Source organism: Duganella zoogloeoides, from assembly GCF_034479515.1.
Classification (GTDB): Bacteria; Pseudomonadota; Gammaproteobacteria; order Burkholderiales; family Burkholderiaceae_D; genus Rugamonas; species Rugamonas zoogloeoides.
In genome coordinates this window covers 4,896,299-4,922,334 of record NZ_CP140152.1, presented here as the reverse complement: position 1 = coordinate 4,922,334, position 26,036 = coordinate 4,896,299, and the positions used below count along the sequence as shown (strand labels likewise).

Here is a 26,036-nt window from a genome sequence, read left to right as displayed (position 1 = left end):
TCAGCCGCAGCAGCGCTCCGCCCACCTCACCACAGAATACCGATGCCACCAACCGCCGACGGATTCGATTACGACGCTGCGCTGCACGCCTGTGCGCTCGGCGACCAGCAGGCGCTGCACCGCCTGTACCAGCAGGATGGCCGCCATTTGCTGGGCGTGGCGCTGCGCATCGTGCGCCGGCGCGACCTGGCCGAAGACGTGCTGCACGATGCCTTTGTCAGCATCTGGCAAAAAGCGGCCAGCTTCGATGCCGGCCGTGGCGCCGGGCGCGGCTGGATTTTCAGCGTGGTGCGGCACCAGGCATTGAACGCGCTGCGCTCGCGTGAACGCGACGTCTATACCGATGACAACGATGCACTCGACGCCTTGCAGGAAGCGCAGGACGGTCAGGGCGACACGGTCGCCGAGCAGTTCGAGCTGCAAGCGAATATGGGACGCCTGAACGACTGCCTTGGCCACCTCGACAGCGCCAAGCGCAACAGCATCGTCTGCGCCTATGTCGATGGGTGCAGCCACAGTGAAATCGCGGCGCGGCTGAACGCGCCGCTGGGCACGGTCAAAGCCTGGCTCAAGCGCGGCCTGGCCGCTTTGCGGGAGTGCATGGCATGACGGAATCTATCGAAACATTACGGGAGCTCGCTGGCGAGTACGTGCTCGGCACCTTGCCGCTGGCGGCGCGCCAGGACGTCGAACGGCGGCTGGCCCTGGAGCCGCTGCTGCGCGCCGAAGTGGCCGCGTGGGAGCAGCGCCTGCTGCCGCTGACCGCGCTGGCAGAGCCAACTGAACCGTCGCCGGAACTGTGGCCGAAAATCAGCAATAGCGTGGCCAGCAGCCGCGCCACGGCTGCGGCGGACCAATCTGCCAACAGGCTGGCAAGCAGTCTGACACCGTCGGCCGTAACAGCCGCCGGTGGCTGGCGCCGCTGGTGGGACGATCTGCGCCTGTGGCGTGCGCTCAGCGGCGGGGCCGTGTTTGCCACGCTGGTGCTGGCCGTGCTGCTCACGCGCCAACCGTCCAGTGAGGCACTACAGCCGGCGTACATGGTGGTGCTGGTGGCGCCGCAGGAACGTACCGCCGGCTACGTGGTCCAGGCCAGCCTGAACCGCAAGCTGACCTTGACGCCGCTGCAAGGCGTGGCCGTGCCGGGCAACAAGTCGCTGCAATTCTGGACCAAGGGCACCGACTGGAAGGCGCCGGTATCGCTGGGGCTGGTGCGACCGAATCAATCGGTCAAGCTGACTCTCGATCAACTGCCGCAGGTGCAGCAGGACCAGCTGTTTGAAATTACGCTGGAACCGGAAGCGGGTTCGCCGACCGGCAAGCCGACCGGGCCGATCCTGTATATCGGCAGGGCGGTCAAGGTAGCGATGTAGGGGGAGCCGGGGAACGGCAGTGTAACGGTCGGCGGCAGCATCGATCACCAGCCGGTGAGCCGTCATTCCCGCGCAGGCGGGACTCGAGTTTTTCGCAAGTTACAGCGGCATGTGCAGCGCGCTGGCTGCGCTTACTCTTCCTCGTGCGGGTCTTTTGGGGGCGCGGCCGGAATCGCGTACTTCTCCTCGGCCCAGGCGCCGAGATCGATCTGCTTGCAGCGTTCCGAGCAGAACGGGCGATACTTGTTTTCAGGCTTCCATTCCACTTTGGCGGAACAGGTCGGGCAGGAGACTACGGTAACCATATGATTTGATCAGAAGTTGCAGAGGGTGAGCTCGAATGGTACCTGATCTTCCAGCGGCTTGGGTTTCAGGTCCCCGCCCTGGGTGGTAAACCGGACCCACAACATGTACTTGTTGGCGGAGATTTCTGGAATCGCGCCCGAGGTTTCGTCGAGCGTGAGGCGCAGCATCTGGTACACCTTGCCTTGCAACATTTGCTGGTAGCTGCCGGCCACGGCAATCATCTTGACCGGCGCGCCCGAGTCGCGCAGCAGGCGCAGCACCAGGGCCAGCGCATCGAACAGCGGCGCCAGCGGCGTGAACCAGGTAACGATGTCGCTGTAGCGCTGCTCGGCCGGCCGTTGCTGCCAGGCGTAGTACGACGGCATGTCGAAATCGCAGGCGCCGCCGGGAATGATGGTGCGGCCACGGATGCTCATCAGCCACTCGTTGTCGCGCACGTTCTGGCCGGTCTTGCCTTGCGCGGCGACCAGGGCGCTGCTGACCGAGTCCACTTCGGCCAGGATGGCGTCGAGCATTTCGGGCTGGACGTTGGGATTGAGGCGGTAGCCGAGCAGGGTCTGGCGCTGGCGTTCGAGTTCTTGCAGCAGGTCGGATTTGAGATCGGCGCGACCGGCCACTTCGAGCATGTCGAAAATGGTGGACAGGGCGACATGGTGCTGCATCGGGTCGGGCTGATGCACAAAGAACTGGAATTTCTCGTACAGATCCTCCAAGCGCAACAAGGTTCGGATGCGTTCGTTGAAAGGATATTCGTAGACGATCAAAATAACATCCCTCTATAGGTGGACCTGCAAGCAATGCACGTGATTTTGAAGCAAGCCAAGCAAAATTACAAACATTGCGACAGCATAGTGCGCGATCGGGCCCAAATTAACCGCGCATGTGCAGATATTGGGCGTGCAGGCGGTCGATTTGCGGCGCCAGGGCGTCGCGACCGGCGTTATTGTCGATGACATCGTCGGCTGCTGCCAGCCGTTCGGCCCGGCTGGCCTGGGCTGCCATGATGGCGCGCACTTGCGTTTCGGACAGATTGTTGCGTGCCATGACGCGGGCAATCTGCACGTCTTCGCGACAGTCTACCGCGAGTACGCGCGACACCCTGTCACGCCACGTTCCCGACTCCACCAGCAGCGGCACCGCATACATCACATAATCGCCGGTAGCGGCCTCGGCAGCAGCGAGCGCGCCGGCGCGGATGCGCGGGTGCAGGATCGCTTCGAGCGCGGCTTTCGCCTTGGCATCGGAAAACACCAGCGCGCGCATGCGGGTACGGTCGAGTGCGCCATCGGCATCGGCAAACTCGGCGCCGAACGCCTGCACGATGGCCGGCATGGCCGCGCCGCCCGGCGCGGTCAGGCTGTGGGCGATGACGTCGGTATCAATTATGGACGCGCCGCGCGCGGCAAACAGGTCGGCCACGGTGCTCTTGCCGCTGCCGATGCCGCCCGTCAGGCCGACCGCAAAAGTGCCCGTCATCGCAGCACCGGGTACAGGATGGCGCTGACATCGGCCAGCGGCGCGCGGTACAGGAAACAGATCAGGCCCGAGGCCGCCAGGTACGGGCCGAACGGAATCTGGTAGTCGAGCCCGCGACGGTTGAGCACCATCAGCACGATGCCGACCACCGAACCCACCAGCGAGGCCATCAGCACGATGGCCGGCAACATGGCCCAGCCGAGCCAGGCGCCGAGCGCGGCCAGCAGCTTGAAGTCGCCGTAGCCCATGCCTTCGCGCTTGCGCAGCAATTTGTAGGCCCAGTAAATCGACCACAGCACCAGGTAGCCGGCCGCCGCGCCGATCACCGCGCTCTCGAGCGTGACATAGGTGGCATTGAGATTGAGCAGCAAGCCGGCCCACAGCAGCGGGTAGGTCAGGTCGTCGGGCAACAGCTGGGTATCGAAGTCGATGAAGGTAAGCGCCACCAGCATGTACAGCAGCAGCAAGCCGCCCAGTCCCTGCCAGCCGCTGCCGAACTGCCACACCACCAGCGCCGACAGCGCAGCCGTCAGCAATTCCACCAGCGGGTAGCGCACCGAGATCGGCGCTTTGCACTGGCTGCATTTGCCGCGCAGCGCCAGCCAGCTGATGACCGGGATATTTTCCAGCGCCGTGATCTGGTGGCCGCAGTGCGGGCAGGCCGAACGCGGGGCCACAAGGCTGTACTGCGTGGTGTGGCGCGGCGGTTTTCCGGCTTCTTCATCGCAATAATTGTCCGACTCGCGCTGCATCATTTGCGGCAGGCGGTGAATCACGACATTCAGGAAGCTGCCGATCAAGAGGCCGAACAGCCCGGCGATCAGGCTGATGACAAGCTCGCCGGCGGGAGCGAACAGCAGGGACGGTTGCAGCATGAGTGAGTAATTTTCCTGAAAAATTGGTCGATTGATGACCCCAGCGCATATTAAAGCATGGCCGCCGACGCGCCAGTCAAATTTGCCCCATCTTGGCGCAGTTTCTCCCCCGTACGAGATATGGGCGTAACCAAAAGTTAATGGCAAGGTGGCGGAACTGATCTGGTTGGAGCCTCGATTGCCGACTTCCTTACCCCCATGGCTATGGCTGGCAGGCTGCCTGTTGCTGGGACTATTACTCTGCCTGATGCTGGGCTTGCTGTGCCACGACCGCTGGTGCAAGGCCATGTGCCGCCGCCGCGACCTGCTGGCGCAGCTGGCCGAGCGCGAACGCCTGGCCTGCGACGTCCACGATGCGCTGCTGCAAGGCATGCAGGGCATCCTGCTGAGCTTTCAAAGCGTGGGCCAGCGCTTTCCCGCCGGCAGCGCCGAGCGCGCGGCCATCGAACACCTGCTCGACCAGGGCGACGCCGCCCTGGCCGATGGCCGCCAGCGCCTGCAGGCGCTGCGTCCGCCGTCGAAAAAGCGCGACTGAACCACCGTTGCACCGCCAAGTCGCAGCCACATTACGGGGCCTGGGCGCAGCCGCACCACACAGCCAAGTCGCAGCCGCACCACGCGGCCGAGCGGCTGCCGAATAACGCGGCGCAGCCCCTCAGACCACCGACCCCAGCTTGAAGATCGGCAAATACATGGCAATCACCAGCCCGCCGATCAGCACGCCCAGGATCACCATGATGGCCGGTTCCATCAGGCTCGACAGCGAAGCCACGGCCTCGTCCACTTCTTCCTCGTAAAAGTCGGCCACCTTGCCCAGCATGGCGTCGAGCGCGCCCGATTCCTCGCCGATCGACACCATCTGCGTCACCATATTCGGGAATACGTCGGCATTCTGCATGGCGGCGGTGAGACTGGTGCCCGTGCTCACCTCGTTCTGGATGCGGCGCGTGGCGTCGGCATAGACGGCGTTGCCGGCTGCGCCGCCCACCGAGTCGAGCGATTCGACCAGCGGCACGCCGGCGGCAAACATGGTGGACAGGGTGCGGGTCCAGCGGGCAATCGTGGCCTTGCGCACCACCTCGCCAAACACGGGCACGCGCAGGATCAGCCGGTCCATGGCGCGCTGCATCGGCACCGAGCGTTTCCAGGTGCGGAAAAACAACCAGATGCCGAAGCCAAGACTACCAAAAATTACATACCACCAGTTCACGAAGAATTCGGAGAGCGCCATCACGAACAGCGTGGGGGCGGGCAGGTTGGCGCCGAAGCTGGCAAACACTTCCTTGAACGCGGGCACCACCCAGATCATGATTACCGCAGTGACGATGAAAGCGACCGCCAGGATCGAGATCGGGTACATCAGCGCCGACCGAATCTTGGCCTTCATGGCCAGCGTCTTTTCCTTGTAGATGGCCAGCCGGGTGAGCAGGTCTTCCAGGATGCCGGCCTGTTCGCCAGCGGCCACCAGGTTGCAGAACAGCGCGTCGAAGTACAGCGGGAACTTGCGGAACGCCTGGTTGAGGCTGGTGCCGGTCTCGATATCGGCGCGCAAATCCAGCACCAGCTTGGAGACCGACGGATTGGCATGGCCCTTGCCGACGATATCGAACGCTTGCAGCAACGGCACGCCGGCTTTCATCATGGTGGCCAGCTGGCGCGTAAACAGGCTGATGTCCTTTTCCTTGATGCGCTTGCCGCTGCGGTAGGTTTTCTTGCGCACCTTGGTGACCATGATGCCCTGGCGCCGCAAGGTGACGTTGACCACGGCTTCGCCGCCGGCGCGCAGTTCGCCGCGCACGGTCTTGCCGGTCTTGTCCTTGCCTTCCCACGCAAAAATGGTTTCCTTGACCTGGTTGCCGGTGTTTGCCATGGGTCGCGGTCCTATTCGTTGGTGCAGCCGAGTACTTCTTCGAGGCTGGTCATGGCTTGCCTGACCTTGAGCAGTCCCGACTGCCGCAGCGATTTCACGCCTTCGAGCTGGGCCTGGGCGGCGATCTGCATGGCGTTGCCGTGGGCCAGGATCAGCGCCTCGATGGCCGGCGTGATCGGCATGATCTGGTAGAGGCCCACGCGTCCCTTGTAGCCGCCGCCGTTGCAGCGTTCGCAGCCGATGGGACCGTAAGGCTTCCAGGTGCCATCGAGATCGGCGGGCTGGAAGCCGGCCTTGATCAGCAGGTCCGCAGAAATGTCCACCGGCTGCTTGCACACGCACAGCCGCCGGGCCAGGCGCTGGGCCGTGATCAGGGTCACCGACGAGGCGATATTAAACGGCGCCACGCCCATGTTCATCAGCCGGGTAAGTGTCGATGGTGCATCGTTGGTGTGCAGCGTGGAAAACACCAGGTGGCCGGTTTGCGCGGCCTTGACCGCAATGTCGGCGGTTTCGAGGTCGCGGATCTCGCCGACCATGATGATGTCCGGATCCTGGCGCAGGAACGATTTCAACGCCACCGGAAACGTCAGCCCCGCCTTGTCGTTGACGTTGACCTGGTTGACGCCGGGCAGGTTGATCTCGGCCGGATCTTCGGCGGTCGAGATATTGATGCCCGGCTTGTTGATCACGTTCAGGCACGTGTACAGCGACACCGTCTTGCCCGAGCCGGTGGGGCCGGTCACCAGCACCATGCCGTAGGGGCGGTGAATGGCGTCCATCAACAGCGCCTTCTGTTCCGGCTCGTAGCCGAGCGCGTCGATGCCCATCTGCGCCTGGCTGCCGTCCAGGATACGCATCACGGTCTTTTCACCGAACAGCGTGGGCAGCGTGGAAACACGCAGGTCGATGGTGCGGGTGGGCGAGGCCACCAGGCGCATGCGGCCATCCTGCGGCACCCGTTTTTCGGAGATGTCGAGCTTGGCCAGCACCTTGATGCGCGACACCAGCTTGTCCTTGATCGACACCGGTGGCTGCGCATGCTCGATCAGCACGCCATCGACGCGAAAGCGCACCCGGTAGAATTTTTCAAACGGCTCGAAGTGCAGGTCGGACGCGCCCATGGTGACGGCGTCGAGCAGCATCTTGTTGAGAAAGCGGACGACCGGCGCATCTTCCACCTCGTTGGCGGCGGCGGTGTCGGCCGCGCTGGCCGGCGCTTCTTCTTCCTCGGCAAACTGGAAGTCGGTCTCCGGGCCGGCCAGGTCGGCGATGCTCTGCTCGGCGCTGCGCCCGAACCGCGCCAGCAGCTGCAGCAGCGCGTCGTGCGGCACGATCACCGGTTCCACGGTGGACTCGGTCTGGAACTTGACCTGGTCGAGCGCCTGGGTGTTGGTGGGGTCGGAAATTGCCACGGCCATCTTGTTGCCGCGCTTGGCCAGCGCCACCACGCGCTGTCCCTGCATCAGCTTGGCGTCGATGGCCTTGGCGGGCAGCGCCTCGATATCGAGCATGGACACGTCGAGCAGCGGATAGGCGAAGGTTTCAGCGCAAAACGTGGCCAGTGCGCGCGAGTCGATGGCGCCGCTGGCCAGCAGCACGTCGATGAACGGCTGTTTTTCGTGGTGGGCTTTCTTGTTGAGTGCCTCGGCCTGCGGCGGCGACAGGCGGCCGGCCTGCATCAGGGCGCGCGCCAGGCCCGGCATCGTAACGGTGTTCGGTAGGACTGCGGCCATGGCTGCTTCCGATGGTGGAGGGCGAACCTGTTGCCCTTCTGAATCATGCCCTCAGGCATATCCTTTGTAAAGCGCAAGGTCCGCTGGTCGAGCCGATTGTACCTCTGCTGTTGCGTGCACCCACCGGCGCACGATTCAATGGCTGCGTTTGCCGCCGGTACGTAGCAATTTGACCACTTTGATGGCTTGATCATCAGCTTCCACGACTTCGATGATGCAATTGCCAACCTTGATGCTGATCGGCGCGTCGGGGATGTCCTGCAATAATTCAAGCAGCATGCCGTTCAGGGTCTTGGGACCGTCGAGCGGAAAGTCCAGGCCCAGGCGGCGGTTGGCGTCGCGCAGCGCGGTCGTGCCTTCCAGCGTGCAGGCGCCGGCGTCGTTCCAGCCAAAGGTGTCGGGCGGCGCATTGTCGGGCAGAGACGTGGTGAATTCGCCGATCATTTCCTCGATGATGTCGTCAAGCGTGACCAGGCCCTGCACCTCGCCGTACTCGTCAACGATGATGCCGAGCCGCTGCTTGTTTTCCTGAAAATATTGCAGCTGGGTGAAGGCGCCGGTTTCCTGCGGAATGAAGTACGGCGGGGTAAGCAACTGGCGGAAATGATCGACGGTCAGGTCGTCCTCCTGGTTGAGCAGCGCCACTGCCTTGCGCACGTGCAAAATCCCGACGATGCGGTTGATCTCGCCTTCATACACGGGCAGCTTGTTGTGCTGGCAGGTGGTCAGCTCGCGCTTGATCTGTTCGACCGGCAGTTCCAGGTCCAGCGCCTCCACCTGCGAGCGCGGGGTCATGATGTCTTCGACGGTGATGGTATCGAGGTCGAACAGGTTGAGCAGGATGCTCTTGTGCTTTTGCGGAATGAAGTTGCCGCCCTCAAGCACGATCGAGCGCAGCTCCTCGGGCGAGACGCGCGCATCGTTCACCTGGCCGCCGGCCTGGGTGCGGAACAGCCGCAGGATTTGCGTAACGAACAGGTTGACGAACCAGATCACCGGCTTGAACACCGCCATCAGCGGGCGCAGCACCATGCTGGTGGGCAGGGCGATTTTCTCGGGGTAGGTGGCGCCGATCATCTTCGGCGAAATTTCCGCGAACACGATCAGCAAAAAGGCGATGCAGGCGGTGGAGACGATAATGACGTTGTCGTCATGGCCGAAGGCCTGGATCGCGATCGAGGTGACCAGCGCGGTGGCGGTGGCGTTGATCAGCGTATTGGCAATGAGCACCAGCGAGAGCAGCTTGCCGGTCCGTTCGAGCAGCCACAGGGTGGTGATGGCGCGGCGATTGCCGCGTTTGGCTTCATGGCGCAAGCGATGGCGGTTGGCCGCCATGAGCGCCGTCTCCGCCATGGCGAAGAAAGCCGAAAACAAAATCAGCAGGCCGAGTGCAAGCAGCTGCACCCATAAGGGCACGGTATCCAAGATGGCGATCGGTGGCGGAGAAGCCTCGAATTCTAAGTCACTCCCCCACCACATGCAAGTTTGTCCACTTCGGGGTCAGTGCCGACATTCGGACATTTTTGAACTTAATCGCACGACATCGATCATCATAATGATGGGTTCGTGTCCAAATGTCGGCACTGACCCCGAACTCAGGATTTGTGCAGGAGTAGGGTGTGGGCGGTGATGGGGGTGCCGTTTTCCTGGCGCGCGGCGAGGTTGTCGGTGGCGAGGACGGTGAAGCCGGTGGCGGTCGCCAGCTTCCGCAGGTATGGCAGCGTGTGGGCGTAGCGGTTCGATGGTTGCAACACGTAGTCGGCGCCGTCTGGTGCGCCCGCTTCGACCGAAAAGCAGAAGCGCCCGCCCGGGCGCAGCGCCAGGTGCACGGCATCGAACACGGGCGCCAGGTCGCCGATATAGACGAACACGTCGGCAGCCACCGCCAGATCCCACGCTTGCCCTCGCCCGCCCAGGTAGTCCACCAGGTCGGTGCAGGCGAGCTCGTTGTACAGTGCCCGTTCGGCCGCCTTGTCGAGCATCTGCTGCGACAGGTCCACGCCGTCGAGGCGGCGCGCGTACGCGTGCAAGTAGGGGCCGCACAGGCCGGTGCCGCAGCCGAGATCGACGATATCGAGCGCTGCACTATGCCCGGCGCTGCGGATCAGTGCATCGAGCGCGGCCGGGGTGCGGTAGCCGAGCACTTCGGTCAGGTGCTGGTCGAAGTGGTTGGCGTACTGGTCGAACAGGGTGCGCACGTAGTCGCCCGGCAGTGTGGCTGGCGTTTCGCCCGCGCCCACCGAGGCCAGCGCGAAGGCGATGGTTTGCGGATCGTCGCCATGCGCCAGTGCGGCGCGGTAGGCAGCAATCGCCTCGTCGGTGCGGCCCAGAGAACGCAGCGTATTGCCGCGATGGTAGTGCGCCAGCGCGTGGCCGGGCTTGAGCGTCAGCGCGCGGTCGTAGGCGGCCAGCGCGGCGTCGAAGTCACCGAGCTTTTGCAGGCTGGCGCCCAGCGCGCTGTGCGCCTCCGCCCATTGCGGGCGCAGCGCGATGGCCCGCTCGAAACTGTCCACCGCATCGGCCAGCTGGCGCAAGCCGTGCAGCGCATTGCCACGGGCGAACCAGGCGTCGGCGTAGCGCTCGCGCAGGTCCAGCGCGTCCTCGGCCGCACCCAGCGCTTCGGCGTAGCGGCCCATTTCCTGCAGCACGATGGCGCGGTTGCAGTGCGCTTCCGGGTAGTTGGGCTGGAGGAAGACGGCGCGCTGGTAGCTGTGCAGCGCCTCGTCGTGGCGCTGCAGCTGGCGCAGGGCGTTGCCGCGATTGCTCCACGCCATGGCGTAGTCGGGTTGCAGCCCGATGGCGCGCTCGTGGCTGTCCAGCGCCTCCTGCACCCGGCCTGCATCCATCAGCGCCACGCCCAGGTTGGCATGGGCCTTCGGCTGCGCCGGATCGACCGCGATTGCCTGCGCAATCAAATCGATGGCGCCGGCCGCATCGCCCTGCTGGCGCGCGATCACGCCCAGCAGGTGCAGGGCGTCGAACTGCTGCGGGTCGAGCGCCAGCACCTGCCGGTACAGCGCCTGCGCGGGCGGCAACTGGCCTTGCTGTTGTAATTGCACGGCCTGGCGCAGCAGGGAGGCGGTCAACGCCGGGTGGGAGGTGGTCATGGTGCGCATCTTAGGGGGCTTTGCCGGGCACGGCAAGCGCGGCGCCCCCGGGGTGGCCTCAGCTGCCGCGATAGGTCGAATACGCCCACGGCGAAACCACCAGCGGCACGTGGTAGTTCTGCTCGGCGTCGGCCACGCCGAAGGCGATGGTCACCTCGTCAACAAAACGCGGTTCGGGCACCTGCACGCCCTGCGCTGCAAAATAATCGCCGGCAGCGAATACCAGCTCATACTTGCCTGCGGTGAGCTGTTCGCCTGCGAGCAGCGGCGTGGCGCAGCGTCCGTCCGCATTGGTGACGTCGGTGGTGAGCAGGGTGCGGCCCTCTGCGTTGACCGCGTACAACGCCAGCCTGACGCCGGCGCCGGGCTTGCCCTGGGTGATATCGAGTACGTGCGTGCTGAGTTTGCCCATGGCGGTAGTGTCCTATATCGGTGAATGACAAGCGGCTATCGTGTAAATCATATACCGGCGCGCGCCGGCGCCTATATGATTAAGGATATATTCCCCATACCCCGGCCCGCGTTCCCGCACAAACCTATGAGCACTTACGACAACTACCCGCGCGACCTGATCGGCTACGGCCGCACCCCGCCCCACGCCCGCTGGCCCGGCGCCGCCCGGGTGGCGCTGCAATTCGTGCTCAATTACGAGGAGGGCGGCGAAAACAGCGTACTGCACGGCGACGCCGGCTCCGAGACCTTCCTGTCCGAGATCATTGGCGCCGCGTCGTTCCCCGACCGCCACATGAGCATGGAGTCGCTGTACGAATACGGTTCGCGCGCCGGCCTGTGGCGCGTGCTGCGCCTGTTCGAGGACCGCAAGCTGCCGCTCACCGTGTTCGGCGTGGCGATGGCGCTCAAGCGTCACCCGGAGGCCGTCGCCGCCTTCCAGTCGCTGGGCCACGAGATCGCCTGCCACGGCCTGCGCTGGATCAGCTACCAGAACATCGACCAAGCCACCGAGCGCGCCCATATGAAAGAAGCCGTGGACATCATCCGCGAGCTCACCGGCAGCGCACCGCAAGGCTGGTACACGGGCCGCGACTCGCCCAACACGCGCCGGCTGGTGATGGAACATGGCGGCTTCGCATACGATGCCGACCACTATGGCGACGACCTGCCGTTCTGGCAGCAGGTGGCCCACATGGGCGCCGATGGCCAGCCGACCACCGCACCGCAACTGATCGTACCCTACACGCTCGACACCAACGACATGCGCTTTGCCGCCGCCCAGGGCTTCAATTCGGGCACGCAGTTCTTCGACTATCTGAAAGATGCGTTCGACGTGCTGTATGCCGAAGGCGACCCGGCCGGCCTGAACGCGCCGAAGATGCTGTCGATCGGCCTGCACTGCCGCATCGTGGGCCGGCCGGCGCGGCTGGCCGCGCTGGCGCGTTTCCTCGACTATGTGCAGGGCCACGAACAGGTGTGGATCACGCGCCGCATCGATATCGCCGACCACTGGCGCTCCACCCATCCTTTTGCAGCCTGAGGCCAAGATGTCCGAACCGATCCGCTTTTACTTCCGTGGCGCCGTGCGCGAATTTGCCGGTGGCGCACCGACCCGCACCGTGCTCCAGCACCTGCGCGAAGACCTCCATTGCACCGGCACCAAGGAAGGCTGCGCCGAAGGCGATTGCGGCGCATGCACCGTGGTGGTCGGCAGCCTCAACCCTGCCGGCCAGCTGGAGATGAAGGCGGTCAATTCCTGCATCCAGTTCGCGCCCACGCTCGACGGCAAGGCGCTATTCACGGTCGAAGACTTGCAGCAGCAGGACGGCGCGCTGCACCCGGTGCAGCAGGCCATGGTGGAGTGTCACGGTTCCCAGTGCGGCTTCTGTACCCCTGGGTTCGTGATGTCGCTGTGGGGCATGTACCTCGATAAAAACGGTGAACCGGCGCAGCGCCGCGAGATCGACGACTGCCTGTCCGGCAACCTGTGCCGCTGCACCGGCTACCGTCCCATCATCGACGCGGCCCACCGCATGACCGAACTGCCGGCTGTCGCCTTCGACCGCGCCGCGCTGACCACGCAGCTGCAAGCGCTGCAACGCGATGCAGGCAGCAGCTATACGGCCCACGGCCGCACCTTTTACGCGCCGCGCACGCTGGCGGAACTCGTCGCCCTGCGCGCCGCCCATCCGCAAGCCACGCTGCTGGCCGGCTCGACCGACATCGGCCTGTGGGTGACCAAGCAGCTGCGCGAACTGGGCGACATCATCTACCTGGGCCACGTGGCCGCGCTGCAAACGGTGGAGGAGGTGCGCGATATGCTGGAAATTGGCGCCGGCGTGTCGCTGGAACACGCCTACAATGCGCTGTGCGAGCTGTATCCGACGCAGCTGGGCGAATTGCGCCAGCGTTTTGCGTCGCTGCCGATCCGTAACGCCGGCACCCTGGGCGGCAACGTCGCCAACGGCTCGCCGATCGGCGACTCGATGCCGTGGCTGATCGCGGTGGGCAGCGAAGTGGTGCTGCAAGGTCCGGCGGGCCAGCGCGTGCTGCCGCTCGAAGCGTTCTACCTTGACTACCAGAAAAAGGATTTGCAGCCTGACGAAATCGTCGCCGCCGTGCGGGTGCCGCTGCCGCGCGAGAATGTCCAGTTCCGAACCTATAAACTGGCCAAGCGCTTCGACCAGGATATCTCGGCCGTATGCGCGGCGTTCGCGTTCACGCTCGACGGCGACCAGATCATCGATGCCCGCATCGCGTACGGCGGCATGGCCGCCACACCGCGCCGCGCGCCGCGCGCGGAAAGTGCGCTCACCGGCCTGCGCTGGAACGAAGCCAACCTGCGGGTGGCGATGGACATGCTGGCGCAGGATTTCAAACCGCTGTCCGACATGCGCGCATCAGGCACCTACCGCATGCAGACCGCGCAAAACCTGCTGCGCCGGTTCTGGTTCGAGACGCGCCCCGATGCGCCGCTCGGCAACGAGTCGGTCAATGCCTTCGCTTTCAAAGACGCCAGGGAGTCCGCATGAACCAGCCCACCGCCCCCAACCGCGTGCGTGAAGCAGGCTGGCAAGCCGTTGGCATTCCGCGCAAGCACGAATCGGCCGAGCTGCATGTGCTGGGCCAGGCCACGTACACCGACGACATCCCCGAACTGCAAGGCACCGTGCACGCGGCGCTGGGCTTGTCGTCGAAAGCGCACGCGAGTATCAAAAGCATCGACCTGGCGCCGGTGCGCGCGTCAGACGGCGTGGTGGCCGTGTACACGGCTGCCGACATCGTCGGCACCAACGACTGCGGCCCGATCATCCATGACGATCCGATCCTGTCCGCCGGCGAAGTGCTGTACGTGGGCCAGCCGATCTTCATCGTGGTGGCCGACACCCACGACAACGCCCGCCGCGCCGCGCGCCGCGCCGTGATCGACTACGAAGAGCTGCCGGCCATCCTCACGCCGCAGGAAGCCAAGGCTGCGCAATCGTACGTGCTGCCGCCAATGGCGCTCAAGCGCGGCGATTTTCGCACCGCGTTCGACCTGGCGCCGCGCGTGGTCAAAGGTAAACTGTTCGTGGGCGGCCAGGAGCAGTTTTACCTGGAAGGCCAGATCGCCTACGCGATACCGAAGGAAGATCAAGGCATGCTGGTGCAATGCTCCACCCAGCATCCGAGCGAAATGCAGCACGTGGTGGCCCATGCGTTGGGCGTGCACTCGCACAAGGTACAAGTGGAATGCCGCCGCATGGGCGGCGGTTTCGGCGGCAAGGAGTCGCAGTCGGCCCTGTGGGCCGCCGCTGCCGGCATCGCTGCCGCCAAACTGAAACGCCCGGTCAAGCTGCGCGCCGACCGCGACGACGACATGCTGGTCACCGGCAAGCGCCATTGCTTCTATTACGAGTACGAAGTGGGTTACGACGATACCGGCAAGATCCTGGCCGCCAAGGTGGACATGACGCTGCGCGCCGGCTACTCGGCTGACCTGTCCGGCCCCGTGGCCACGCGCGCGGTCTGCCATTTCGACAACACCTATTATTTGTCGGACGTGGAAATCCTGGCCGGCTGCGGCAAGACCAATACCCAGTCCAACACCGCCTTCCGGGGCTTCGGCGGACCGCAGGGCGCGATCGCCATCGAATACATCATTGACGACATCGCGCGCAACCTGGGGCGCGATGCGCTCGATATCCGCCGCGTCAATTTCTATGGCGTTACCTCACGCAATATCACGCCCTACGGCCAGGAGATCGTCGATAACGTGATCGAAGCATTGACGGCCGAACTGGAACGCAGCAGCGCCTACCGCGCCCGCCGCGCCGCCATCGACGCCTTCAATCAAAACAGCCCGGTGCTGAAAAAGGGGCTGGCGCTCACGCCGCTCAAATTCGGCATCGCCTTCAACGTCACCCACCTGAACCAGGCCGGCGCGCTGGTGCACGTGTATGTCGATGGTTCGGTGCTGGTCAACCATGGCGGCACCGAGATGGGGCAGGGCATCAACACCAAGGTGATGCAGGTGGTGGCGCACGAACTGGGTGTCTCCATGGAAAACCTGCGGGTGACCGCCACCGATACCAGCAAGGTGTCGAACACCTCGGCCACGGCCGCTTCCACCGGCGCGGACTTGAATGGCAAGGCCGCGCAGGACGCCGCGCGCCAGATCCGCGAACGCCTCACAAACCACGCGATAAAGCTGTACGGCGCCGACGACGGCCAGCCGGTGCGCTTCGCGGACAACGCGGTGCACGTCAACGGCCACGTCGTGCCATTTTCCGAACTGGTACAAAAAGCCTACCTGGCGCGGGTGCAGCTGTGGTCCGACGGCTTTTATGCCACGCCGGGCCTGCACTGGGATCCGAAAACCATGAACGGCCACCCGTTCTCGTACTACGCCTACGGCGCGGCAGTGTCCGAAGTGGTGGTCGATACGCTGACCGGCGAATGGAAGCTGCTGCGCGCCGACGCCCTGTACGACGCCGGCCGCTCGCTCAACCCGGCCATCGATATCGGCCAGGTGGAGGGCGCCTTCATCCAGGGCATGGGCTGGCTCACCACAGAACAGCTGTGGTGGAACGGCGCCGGCAAGCTGATGACGCACGCGCCATCGACGTACAAGATTCCGGGCATTTCGGACTGCCCGGAGGACTTGCGCGTGACGCTCTACCAGAACGACAACGTCGAGGACAGCATTCACCGCTCGAAAGCCGTGGGCGAGCCGCCGCTGCTGCTGCCGTTTTCGGTGTTCTTTGCGATTCGCGACGCGATTTCGAGCGTGGGCGGCCACCGCGTCAACCCGCCGCTCAACGCCCCGGCCACCAGCGAGGAAATCCTGCGCGCCGTGTCCATCGTCGAACTCGGGGCCTGAGATGAATGCGTGGCTGACCAACGTGGACGAGCCGGCGGTGCTGGTGACGGTGGCCATCGTCGAGGGTTCCGGCCCGCGCGAGACCGGCGCCAAGATGCTGGTCACCCGCGCCCGCCGGCTCGACACCATCGGCGGCGGCCACCTGGAACTGTGCGCGGTCGATCTGGCCCGCGCCATGCTGGACGACCCCACCGCTGGCGCCACCAGGCTCGAACGCTATGCGCTCGGCCCCACGCTGGGCCAGTGCTGCGGCGGCGTGGTGCACCTGGCGTTCGAGATGGTCGATGATGCGCTGCGCGCGGTGCTGACCGGACTGCGCACCCGGACGGGCGAAGACTGCTGGCGCTTGAGCGCTATCGACGGTGCGCCGGCAGCGCTGCTGCTGGATACCGGCGGTGTTGTGTTTGCCGGGGAGGGCGCCGCACCGGCCCTCGACCCTGCCACCCCGATCGACATGATTGGCGCGAAGCCCGGCACTCGTATGCCGGACTTCAGCGCGACGGCCAGCGCGACCACTTTCGCAACTTCCGGCATCACCACCGTGGTCCGCGACGTAATCGGCCGCCGCTGGCTGCTCGACGCCTGCCCGGCCCCGCGTGCCCATCTGCTGCTGTTCGGCGCCGGCCACGTGGGCGCAGCCATCGTCCGCACCCTGGGCGAACTGCCGTGCACCGTCACCTGGATCGACGAGCGCGAAGACATGTTCCCTGCTGCCGTGCCGGCCAACGTCACGGTGGAAGCCACCGACACCCCCGAGGCGCTGGTGGCGCGCGCGCCGGACGGCGCCAGCTACCTGGTACTTACTCACAGCCACGCGCTCGACCAGCGCCTGTCCGAAGCCATCCTGGCGCGCCCGCACGTGGGCTGGTTCGGCCTGATCGGGTCAAGCACGAAACGGGTACAATTCGAGCGGCGCCTGGCCGCGCGCGGCATCGCGCAGGACCGCATCGCCGCCATGGTGTGCCCGATCGGGCTGCCCGGCATTACCAGCAAGTTCCCGGCCGCCATCGCCGCCTCCGTGTGCGCGCAATTGCTGATGGTCTGGGAGTCGCAATATCCGCAACCTCGGCAAAGTCTGCAACTCCGGCAACACCAACGCATCGCCGTGACACCCTAATTTCAGAAAGACCCCTATGTCCACCACCGACCTGCAAGCCTACCGTGGCAGCTTGCTGCACTTTCTCGCCGATCCGGCCTTCAGCGACAACGCACACGCCTGGCATGAAGACGGCCTGCTGATCGTTGCCGATGGCAAGGTCCAGGCGGCGGGCGACTACGCCACCTTGCACGCCATGTTGCCGCCGGGGACCACGGTGCATGACTACAGCGGCAAGCTGCTCATGCCCGGCTTTATCGACACCCACATCCACTACCCGCAAACCGACATGATCGCGTCGCCGTCGGAAGGGCTGCTGCCGTGGCTGGAGACATATACGTTCCCGGTGGAGCGGGGCTTCGAAGACCCGCTCCACGCGGCCGGCGTGGCCGAATTCTTCCTCGACGAGCTGCTGCGCTGCGGCACCACCACCGCCATGGTGTATTGCACCGTGCATCCGCAGTCGGTGGACGCGTTCTTCACCGCCAGCGAGGCGCGCGGCTTGCGCATGGTGGCCGGCAAGGTCCTGATGGACCGCAACTGCCCGGAGTTCTTGCGCGACACCGCCGAAAGTGGCGCGCGCGATACCGAGGCCCTGATCAACCGCTGGCACAACCGCGGCCGGTCGCAGTACGCGATCACGCCGCGCTTCGCGCCCACGTCCACCAACGAGCAATTGCACCTGGCCGGCGAACTGGCGCGCGCGTACCCCGACACCTATATCCAGACCCACGTGTCGGAAAACGAAGCCGAATGCGCGTGGGTGCGCGAATTGTTCCCGCAGTCGCGCAGCTATATCGATGTGTATGACAGCTACGGCATGCTGCGCCCGCGCGCCATGTACGGTCACTGCATCTGGCTTGACGAAACCGACCGCCGGCGCATGGCGGAAACCGGCGCGGCGGCGGCGATCTGCCCCACGTCGAACCTGTTCCTGGGCAGCGGCCTGTTCGACTTCGAGCGTGCCGACCAGGCGGGCATGCTGGTATCGCTGGCCACGGACGTGGGCGGCGGCACGTCGTTCTCGATGTTGCAAACCATGAATGAAGCCTATAAAGTAGCGCGCTTGAAGGGCAGCCATTTGCCAGCCTTGCGGATGTTTTACCTGGCCACGCTCGGCGCGGCGCGCGCCATGCAGCTCGAAGGCACGATCGGCAATTTCGCCCCCGGCGCGGAGGCCGATTTCATCGTCGTCGATCCGCAGGGTACGCCGCTGTTGCAGCGCCGCTCGAGCAGTGTCGCCAGCCTGGAGGAACTGCTGTTCGCGCTGGCGCTGCTGGGCGACGACCGGGCGATCGCCGCCACGTATTCGGGGGGGCGCCGGGTCCACGTCCGCACTTAATCCACCATTCACATCGGGAAGCACCATGCACAAACACTTCGTCAGCTCCAGAGTCCTGGCCATCCCCCTAGCCGTTGCCATGCTGTGCGCAACGCCGCTGGCCGCGCAGACAGCGACCAATGAAGCGGTCACCAGCAACGTGTTTGCTGCGATGGTGGCCGGCAAGGATCCCAAGCTGGCCGAGCTGACCATGTTCTTTACCCAGATGCCCAAGGGCGGCGACCTGCACCACCATTATTCCGGCGCGCTGTACGCCGAGCAGTACCTGCGCTGGGTGGACAAGGAAGGCTTCTGCGTCAACAGGGCCGGCTATACCATCAACGTCGACCAGGCGGTCGCCAAGGCCGAACGCGCCAGGCCGCTGGCCGAACGCGCGTGCCTGTCGGGCGAAGACAGCCTGCAGGACAATACTTTCCTGGCCAACCTGCTGCAGCGCTGGTCCGACAAGGATTACCACAACCACGGCGCCATCCAGAACCCGCCCGACCGCCAGTTCTTCGACACCTTCGCCTACTTCAACCCGGTCGCGTCCACCAATACCGCCGAGGGCCTGCAAACGCTCAAGCGCCGCGCCATCGACGAAAACCTCAGCTACATCGAGACCATCTTCGAGATCGCGCCGATCGCCCAGGACGCCGGTTTCGACGACAAGGCCCGCGCCGGCACCGTCACCGACGCCGACCTGGCCGCGTACATGACCAGGCTCGAAGGCGACCAGGCCTTCAACGGCTGGATCGCCGCGTACCTGGACAACGTCAGGAAATCGGGCGCCGGCATCGACGACCAGGATTTCACGCTGCGCTACCAGCCGTTCGCGCTGCGTTTCCTCACGCCGTCGCAGGTGTTCTCGCAAATGGTGTCGAGCTTTAAACTGGCCACGGCCAGCCCGATGATCGTCGGCGTGAACATCGTCGGCCAGGAAAGCACCCACGTGTCGATGCGCGACTACGCGCTGCACATGAAAATGTACGGCTTCCTGAAAGCGAAGTATCCGGCCGTGAAACTGGCGCTGCACGCGGGTGAGCTGTCGTTGGGCATGGTGGAACCGGAGGGGTTGAAATTCCACATCAAGGATGCGCTCGACGTGGCCGGCGCCAGCCGCATCGGCCACGGCATGGACATCGTCCATGAGCACGATCCGCTCGGCATCATGAAAAAAATGCGTGATCGGAATATCCCGGTCGAGGTCAATTTGAGCAGTAACGACTTTATTTTGGGCATCAAAGACCAGGAACACCCGGTCACTCTGTTCCGCAAATACGGCGTGCCGTTCGTGCTCAGCACCGACGATGCTGGCGTTTCGCGCAACAATTTGTCGGGGGAATACGTGCTATTCGCGTCGCGTTACCAGCCGACATATGGCGAAGTGAAGAAACTTTCGTACGACAGCATCCGTTATTCGTTCCTGCCTGATGCAGACAAACAACGCTTGTTGAAAGCTTTAGACGGCAAATTCGACAAATTTGAAGCTGATATTGCCAAGGCGCAACCTAAGAAAAAGCGCTGATCCAGCGTTGAAAAGTACGGGTGTGTGGCGCAACGTCCACACCCGCGCGCACTTTGCCAGAAATTTTTCCCCTCGCACGACAGTAATAGACTGTTGTCACTCCTACCTTTATTTCCTTCCACTGGATATATCTTTTTTGCCAAATGTGGCCCACAAGCTACACAATTTCGCCAAGCAGAGCGGGGTTGATGCTTATTTGGCAATGAATGGATTTCACGTGAGAACCGCTGACTTATAATTTCGCCTGTTTTTGACGGGGCGGTCGCTACAGCCAGATTTTTAGCGTTTTTTTCAGCTCATTTATAGTTTTTCGATCTGAATCTTTAAGGTAAAACGTATTTGTCAGCGATTTTTGGTTAATGCATAGTCGGATTAAATGATCCAAAAAGGCAAGTTTTTTTCCTTGCCCGGAGCTTATCCCCGTCATAGCCCTGACATATTTCACCGCTACACTCACCCGCTGCACGTTTGTGCCGGGGGGACTTGGACGGTCTGACCAGTTGCAGCAAACGTAAGAGGGAGATCCCTGCCACGAGCAGGTTTCGACAAAAGGAAACCGTGAAAAACCGTAGCGAGCGGCCTGGTATCGGCTCGAGTAGCGGAAGCGTACGAAAGTACGCTGAGCAACGCAGAGACGATAGCGGGACGCGCAGTAGGTTTTCCGGGGTTTCCATAACTATTAGTCTTTTTTGGGGTTATACAATGATCAATCACAAACGGCTCAAGCTGACGCAAATCGCGTTCAGCCTGTCTATCGCGCTTGCGACAGTTCCAGCCATGGCTCAGAACACGACGTCGTCGATCGCTGGCCGCATTTCGGCTGGTGACGGCAAGCCTGCCGCTGGCGCGACCGTTACCATCGTCCACACCGAGTCCGGCACCAGCACCAAGGTGGTGACCGATGCCGAAGGCCGCTACTTGCAGCGCGGTCTGCGTACCGGTGGTCCGTACACGATCATCATCTCCAAGGATGGCGTTGAAGAGAAGCGCGACAACGTGTACACCCAGCTGGCGGAAACCGCCACCGTGGACGCGACCCTCGGCGCGCAAATGCAAGTCGTGACCGTGGCCGGTTCGGCCGCCCGTTCCGAAAAATTCTCGAAGTCGAACATGGGCGCCGGCACCAGCATCAGCGCGACCGAGCTGGCGATCCAGGGTTCGATCAACCGCAACCTGCAAGACTACGCCCGTACCGACCCGCGCGTGTCGCAGACCGATAAAGACCGTGGCGAAATGTCCGTGGCCGGCCAGAACTCGCGCTACAACTCGCTGACCATCGACGGCGTGGCCGTCAATGACACCTTCGGCCTGGAAGCAAGCGGCTCGCCGACCTCCAAGCAACCGATCTCGATCGAAGCGATCCAGTCGGTGCAGGTCAACGTCGCCAACTACGACGTGACTCAGAAGGGCTACATCGGCGGCAACATCAACGCCGTCACCAAGTCCGGCACCAACACCGTCAAGGGCAGCGTGTACTACGTGTTCCGTGACGACAAGCTGGCCGGCGACCGTTACAACCAGACCACCGGCGAATACTTCGCCCCGCCTGCATCGAAGGACACCACCAAGGGCGTGACCCTGGGCGGTCCGATCATCAAGGACAAGCTGTTCTTCTTCGCTAACTACGAAAAACTGGAATCGTCGCGCACCACGCCGGCCTTCGGTCCGATCGGCAGCAGCCTGACCAACGTGGCGATCTCGCCAGCGGCCATCGCTCAGGCGCAAAGCATCGCCCAGGGTTACGGCATCGACATCGGCGGCAGCGAAACGCCAAGCGGCACCAAGCTGGACGTGACCGACAAGCTGCTCAAGCTGGACTGGAACATCAACGACGACCACCGCCTGATGGTGCGTTACTCGAAGACCGAGCAGTCGGAACCGGTCTTCCCGAACATCACCAGCAGCGCCCTGTCGCTGAACTCGCAGTGGTACGCCACCGAGAAAAACATCGAGACCAAGGTTGCGCAACTGACCTCGGACTGGACCCCGACCTTCTCGACCGAGTTCAAGGCATCGCAACGCGATTACCAGAGTGTTCCTGCCAACAACTCGACGCTGCCAGCGGTCAGCCTGTCGTTCAACGGCGCGCTGCCGGCCGGCCTCACCAACGTGCCAACGAGCCGTTCGCTGAACTTCGGTACCGAGCCTAGCCGCCAGTTCAACAACCTGAACACCAAGACCCTGGATCTGTACGGTGGCGCCAACTGGACCGTGGGCGACCATGAAATCAAGTTCGGCGGCGACTATGCCAAGAACGAGATCTTCAACGCGTTCCTGCAAAACACCTACGGTAACTATTCGTTCGGCTGCCAGAACACCAATCTGACCGGCGTTCCTGCCACGAACTTCGCGTACCAGTTCAATAACGGTGCCGCCCTGAACTGCGGCCAGGCTACTGCCGCCCAGGTAGAGCAAGCGGTGCTGGAGAACTTCCGTCGCGGCCGTCCAACCAGCTACACGCTGCTGACTGCTTCGGCCGGCAACACGCTCGAGCAGAACGCCGCCGCCAACTTCACCATGAAGAACACCGGCCTGTTCCTGCAAGATGTCTGGACTGTCAACCCGCAGCTGACCCTGAGCTACGGCCTGCGTGTTGACCGTGCCAGCATCCCTGAGCGCCCAACCCAGAATGCGGCCGTCGCCCAGGCTGTCGGCCCGGTCAATGCTGCTGGCCGCCAGACCGGTGGCTTCGGCATCGACAACACCGTCACTTTCGACGGCCAGACCCTGTGGCAGCCGCGTGCTGGCTTCAACTTCAAGTTCGACACCCCGCGCCAGACCCAGTTGCGCGGCGGCGCCGGCCTGTTCCAGGGCGCGGCAGCGACCGTATGGCTGGCCAACCCGTTCCAGAACAATGGCGTGGCAACCCGCACCCTGTCGTGCGGCTCGTCCACCAGCCCTTGCTCGATCGCCGATGGCGGTTTCAACCCGGCCGTCGGTGTAGCGCCAGGCACGCTGGCAGCTTCGACCCCGGTGCCGCCGATTGATGCCCTGGCCCCAGGCCTGCGCCAGCCGTCGGTATGGAAAGCCAATATCGCGCTGGACCACGAACTGCCATGGTATGGCATCGTGCTGGGCGCGGAACTGCTGCGCACCCAGGTGCGTGACGCCATCTACTACCAGAACTACAACCTGGGCGCGGCCACCCGCACCGGTACCGATGGCCGTTCGCTGTACTACACCGCCGCCGGCTACAACGGCGCTTGCTGGAATGCCAGCGGCACCGCCATCACCTCGGGCACTTGCAGCACCTTCCGCAACAAGGCAGGCAGCAATGCCTCGTTCGGTAACGTCCTGGTCGCCACCGGCACCAACAAGGGCTACAGCAACGTCGCCACCGTGTCGCTGTCGCGTCCGATGTCGAGCGGCTATAGCTGGTCGCTGGCGTACTCGTACACCGAAGCGAAGGAAGTGTCGCCACTGACCTCGTCGACCTCGAACTCGACTTTCAGCGGCCGTTCGGTATTCAATCCGAACGAAGAAGTGTCGGCCAACTCGAGCTACCTGGTCAAAGACCGTATCAGCGCGGTGCTGAACTTCCAGAAGCGTTTCTTCGACAACTACAAGACCACCTTCGGTCTGTTCTACGAAGGCCGCTCGGGCAAGCCATACAGCTGGACCGTCAACAATGACTTGAACGGCGACTCGATCTCCGGTAACGACCTGATGTACATCCCGTCGGCGCCAGGTTCGGGCCAGGTGGTGTTCGTGGGCGATACCCCGACCAACAACGCCAACGAAACCAAGTTCTGGAACATCGTGAACAGCAACAAGGCGCTGAAACAGGCAGCCGGTGGCGTGGTCGGTCGTAACACCGACTTCTCGCCATGGACCAACAGCTTCGACATGCGCATTGCCCAGGAAATCCCGAGCTTCTTCAGCGGTCATAAAGCTGTCTTCACGTTCGATATCTTCAACGTCGGCAACTTGCTGAACAAGAAGTGGGGCCGTATCAATGAAGTGCTGTTCCAGGGTGGCGGCGCGCAAGCACGCAGCTTCGTGGACTATGCCGGTCTCGATGCCCAGGGTCGTTACCGTTACCAGGTGCGCGAGAACGTCGAAAACCTGGAAGTACGCCAGGCCAAAGGCGAATCGCAGTGGGCCGTTCAGGCGACTGTGAAGTACGAATTCTAAGTTCGTAACACGTCTTTGAAACACGGAACGGCCGGTGGCGACACCGGCCGTTTTTTTATGCCCGCACTGCTTTGTAACGTATTATTCCAGCGGGCTTTTACGCTGTTCCCGGCCTGCTTTTGCGCGGTACAATAATCGATTCCGACACGCCTGGACTGCAATGAACTTATCTCTTCGTCCGGTGGCCGCGATCGTGCTGGCCGCCTCCCTGGCGGCCTCGCTGTCAGCTTGCTCGACGCGCCTGCCGGCGCCGTCCGCTGCTCCGGTTTCTGCTTCCGTTGCCACTTCTAAGCTGGTGCAGATCGAGCTGGTCACGCTCAACGATTTCCACGGCAACCTCGAGCCCAGCAAGTACGTGTGGGACAGCGCCAACGGCGGCGGTACGCGCACCATCGAGGCGGGCGGCATCGACACCATCGGCGCCGCGCTGCAAGCATGGCGCCGCGAGGATCCGCAACTGCTGCTGGTCGGCGCCGGCGACCTGGTGGGCGCCAGTCCCGCCATCTCGTCGATGTGGGCCGACGAGCCCACTATCGGCGCCATGAACTTGCTGGGCCTGCGCGCCAGCTCGGTGGGCAACCACGAGTTCGATGCCGGCCGGGTGGAGCTGCTGCGCCAGCAGATGGGCGGCTGCAAGTCGCCGCGGGCCGACAAGGCCTGCAAGTATGAGCCAGACTTCGGCGGCGCCAAATTTTCGTACCTGGCCGCCAACGTGATCGACACCGCCACCCGCAAGCCGGTGCTGCCCGCCTATAAAATCGAGACGGCCCATGGCGTCAAGGTCGCCTTCATCGGCACCGTCCTGAAAAGCACCGCCGAGGCGGCGCTGGCCTCCGGCATCGCCGGCCTCGAATTCATCGACGAAGCGGACGCCATCAACCGCCAGCTGCCCGAGCTGCGAGCGCAGGGCGTGGGCGTATTCGTGGTGCTGGTGCACCAGGGCGGCAGCACGGTGGAAAAATTCGACCAGCCCGATTGCAGCAAGCTCACCGGCCCCGTGGTCGATATCGTCAAGCGCCTCGATCCGGCGGTGCGCCTCGTGGTCAGCGGCCACTCGCATAAGGGCTACCTGTGCCAGGTCGATGGCCGCACTGTCACGCAGTCGGACACGGGCGGCCACGTGCTGGGCCGCATCGCGCTCACCGTCGATACGCAGACCAACACGCTCAAGGACATCCGCGCGCGCCAAGAGGTGATGGTGCCCGGCAAATGGCCGAAGGATGCGCAACTGGCGGCCTACCTGGAGACCGCGCGCGCACGCAGCGCGGCGCTGCTGGCGCAGCCGGTGGCGCGCCTGGCGGTACCCAGCGTGGTGCGCAAGCGCGCCGACAGCGGCGAGTCCGCGCTGGGCGACCTGGTGGCCGATTCGGTGCTGCAGGCGGGCCGTCCGTTCGGCGTACAGATCGGCTTCATGAACAACGGCGGCATGCGCCAGGATCTCGATACCGACAATGGCCGCGCCAGCGTGGGTCAGACCCGCATGGTCCTGCCGTTCGGGAACACGCTGGTGGTGATGAACCTCAAGGGCTGGCAAATTTTCGACCTGCTCGAACAGCAGTGGAGCGGCGGGCGCGAAGACATTCGCGGCCTGCTGCAAGTGTCCGAGGGCTTTACCTACCAGTGGGATGCGCGGCGCGGCGATGGCAGCAAGGTGGTGCCGGGCAGCGCCAAGCTCAATGGCAAGCCGTTAGAGCGCGAAGCGTCGTACCGCGTGATGGTCAATAACTTCCTGGCCGAAGGCGGCGACGGTTTCCCGATGTTTGCCAATGGCCGCAACCGCACCGATACCGGTATCCGCGATATCGATGCCCTCAACGATTACCTGGTCAAGCGCGAACAGGCCGGCAAACCCGCCGGCGCCGCCCAGCCACAACAGCGCTACCAGCGCGTGCAATAGGAG

20 protein-coding genes are annotated in these 26,036 nt (G+C 63.9%); 11 read left to right on the top strand and 9 right to left on the bottom strand.

What is annotated here, in order from left to right:
• The first annotated feature begins 42 nt into the window (after positions 1-42).
• Together SR858_RS21685 and SR858_RS21680 are read left to right on the top strand one after the other, a co-directional pair.
• Positions 43-609 (top strand): sigma-70 family RNA polymerase sigma factor, encoded by a 567-nt coding sequence (locus SR858_RS21685; RefSeq protein ID WP_019921457.1) that lies wholly within the window; start codon positions 43-45, stop codon positions 607-609.
• On the top strand, positions 606-1,373 hold the full coding sequence (locus SR858_RS21680) for an anti-sigma factor (protein ID WP_026637220.1): 768 nt from the start codon (positions 606-608) through the stop codon (positions 1,371-1,373). The genes SR858_RS21685 and SR858_RS21680 overlap by 4 nt, the downstream gene beginning before the upstream one ends.
• A 131-nt stretch (positions 1,374-1,504) precedes the next feature.
• On the opposite strand, the gene SR858_RS21675 is transcribed toward SR858_RS21680, so the two are convergent.
• From SR858_RS21675 to SR858_RS21660, 4 genes are all read right to left on the bottom strand, one after another.
• Complete coding sequence (locus SR858_RS21675; RefSeq protein WP_019921459.1) at positions 1,505-1,678, bottom strand: DNA gyrase inhibitor YacG; 174 nt, start codon at positions 1,676-1,678, stop codon at positions 1,505-1,507.
• A gap of 9 nt (positions 1,679-1,687) precedes the next feature.
• Complete coding sequence (gene zapD, locus SR858_RS21670) at positions 1,688-2,443, bottom strand: cell division protein ZapD (protein ID WP_019921460.1); 756 nt, start codon at positions 2,441-2,443, stop codon at positions 1,688-1,690.
• 106 nt (positions 2,444-2,549) lie between these two features.
• Positions 2,550-3,155: a dephospho-CoA kinase gene (gene coaE, locus SR858_RS21665; protein WP_019921461.1), complete on the bottom strand. Its 606-nt coding sequence runs from the start codon at positions 3,153-3,155 to the stop codon at positions 2,550-2,552.
• Positions 3,152-4,030 carry a prepilin peptidase gene (locus SR858_RS21660; protein ID WP_019921462.1) on the bottom strand — a complete coding sequence of 293 codons (879 nt, stop codon included), beginning with the start codon at positions 4,028-4,030 and terminating at the stop codon, positions 3,152-3,154. The genes coaE and SR858_RS21660 overlap by 4 nt, the downstream gene beginning before the upstream one ends.
• A 178-nt stretch (positions 4,031-4,208) precedes the next feature.
• Here SR858_RS21660 and SR858_RS21655 point away from each other — a divergent pair, with 178 nt between their 5' ends.
• Complete coding sequence (locus SR858_RS21655; RefSeq protein ID WP_154819917.1) at positions 4,209-4,565, top strand: histidine kinase; 357 nt, start codon at positions 4,209-4,211, stop codon at positions 4,563-4,565.
• Positions 4,566-4,685: 120 nt separating this feature from the next.
• Here the strand turns inward: SR858_RS21655 and SR858_RS21650 are convergent, their stop codons facing one another.
• The 5 genes from SR858_RS21650 to uraH all read right to left on the bottom strand — a co-directional run bounded on the left by SR858_RS21650 (position 4,686) and on the right by uraH (position 11,155).
• Positions 4,686-5,900: a type II secretion system F family protein gene (locus SR858_RS21650; RefSeq protein WP_019921464.1), complete on the bottom strand. Its 1,215-nt coding sequence runs from the start codon at positions 5,898-5,900 to the stop codon at positions 4,686-4,688.
• Positions 5,901-5,911: 11 nt separating this feature from the next.
• Positions 5,912-7,636: a type IV-A pilus assembly ATPase PilB gene (gene pilB / locus SR858_RS21645; protein WP_040377740.1), complete on the bottom strand. Its 1,725-nt coding sequence runs from the start codon at positions 7,634-7,636 to the stop codon at positions 5,912-5,914.
• 135 nt (positions 7,637-7,771) lie between these two features.
• A complete protein-coding gene (locus SR858_RS21640) occupies positions 7,772-9,061 on the bottom strand; it encodes an HlyC/CorC family transporter (protein ID WP_026637221.1) in 1,290 nt (429 codons plus the stop codon).
• A gap of 170 nt (positions 9,062-9,231) precedes the next feature.
• On the bottom strand, positions 9,232-10,743 hold the full coding sequence (locus tag SR858_RS21635) for a tetratricopeptide repeat protein (protein WP_322533937.1): 1,512 nt from the start codon (positions 10,741-10,743) through the stop codon (positions 9,232-9,234).
• 58 nt (positions 10,744-10,801) lie between these two features.
• Positions 10,802-11,155, bottom strand: coding sequence for a hydroxyisourate hydrolase (uraH, locus tag SR858_RS21630; protein ID WP_019921468.1), 354 nt, complete (start codon positions 11,153-11,155; stop codon positions 10,802-10,804).
• A gap of 126 nt (positions 11,156-11,281) precedes the next feature.
• On the opposite strand from uraH, the gene puuE reads away from it, so the two are divergent.
• From puuE to SR858_RS21590, 8 genes are all read left to right on the top strand, one after another.
• Positions 11,282-12,235: an allantoinase PuuE gene (puuE, locus tag SR858_RS21625; RefSeq protein WP_019921469.1), complete on the top strand. Its 954-nt coding sequence runs from the start codon at positions 11,282-11,284 to the stop codon at positions 12,233-12,235.
• Between the two features lie 7 nt (positions 12,236-12,242).
• Positions 12,243-13,727 (top strand): xanthine dehydrogenase small subunit, encoded by a 1,485-nt coding sequence (gene xdhA, locus SR858_RS21620; RefSeq protein ID WP_040377758.1) that lies wholly within the window; start codon positions 12,243-12,245, stop codon positions 13,725-13,727.
• Positions 13,724-16,057 carry a xanthine dehydrogenase molybdopterin binding subunit gene (gene xdhB, locus SR858_RS21615; RefSeq protein ID WP_019921471.1) on the top strand — a complete coding sequence of 778 codons (2,334 nt, stop codon included), beginning with the start codon at positions 13,724-13,726 and terminating at the stop codon, positions 16,055-16,057. The genes xdhA and xdhB overlap by 4 nt, the downstream gene beginning before the upstream one ends.
• A 1-nt stretch (position 16,058) precedes the next feature.
• Entirely contained in the window at positions 16,059-17,174 is a 1,116-nt protein-coding gene (gene xdhC, locus SR858_RS21610; RefSeq protein WP_019921472.1) for a xanthine dehydrogenase accessory protein XdhC, read from the top strand.
• 16 nt (positions 17,175-17,190) lie between these two features.
• A complete protein-coding gene (gene guaD, locus SR858_RS21605) occupies positions 17,191-18,495 on the top strand; it encodes a guanine deaminase (protein WP_019921473.1) in 1,305 nt (434 codons plus the stop codon).
• 25 nt (positions 18,496-18,520) lie between these two features.
• Positions 18,521-20,002 carry an amidohydrolase family protein gene (locus SR858_RS21600; RefSeq protein ID WP_026637222.1) on the top strand — a complete coding sequence of 494 codons (1,482 nt, stop codon included), beginning with the start codon at positions 18,521-18,523 and terminating at the stop codon, positions 20,000-20,002.
• Positions 20,003-20,704: 702 nt separating this feature from the next.
• Positions 20,705-24,136 carry a TonB-dependent receptor gene (locus SR858_RS21595; protein WP_019921475.1) on the top strand — a complete coding sequence of 1,144 codons (3,432 nt, stop codon included), beginning with the start codon at positions 20,705-20,707 and terminating at the stop codon, positions 24,134-24,136.
• A 160-nt stretch (positions 24,137-24,296) separates the two neighbouring features.
• Positions 24,297-26,033, top strand: coding sequence for a bifunctional metallophosphatase/5'-nucleotidase (locus SR858_RS21590; protein WP_026637223.1), 1,737 nt, complete (start codon positions 24,297-24,299; stop codon positions 26,031-26,033).
• The last annotated feature ends 3 nt before the right edge of the window (positions 26,034-26,036 follow it).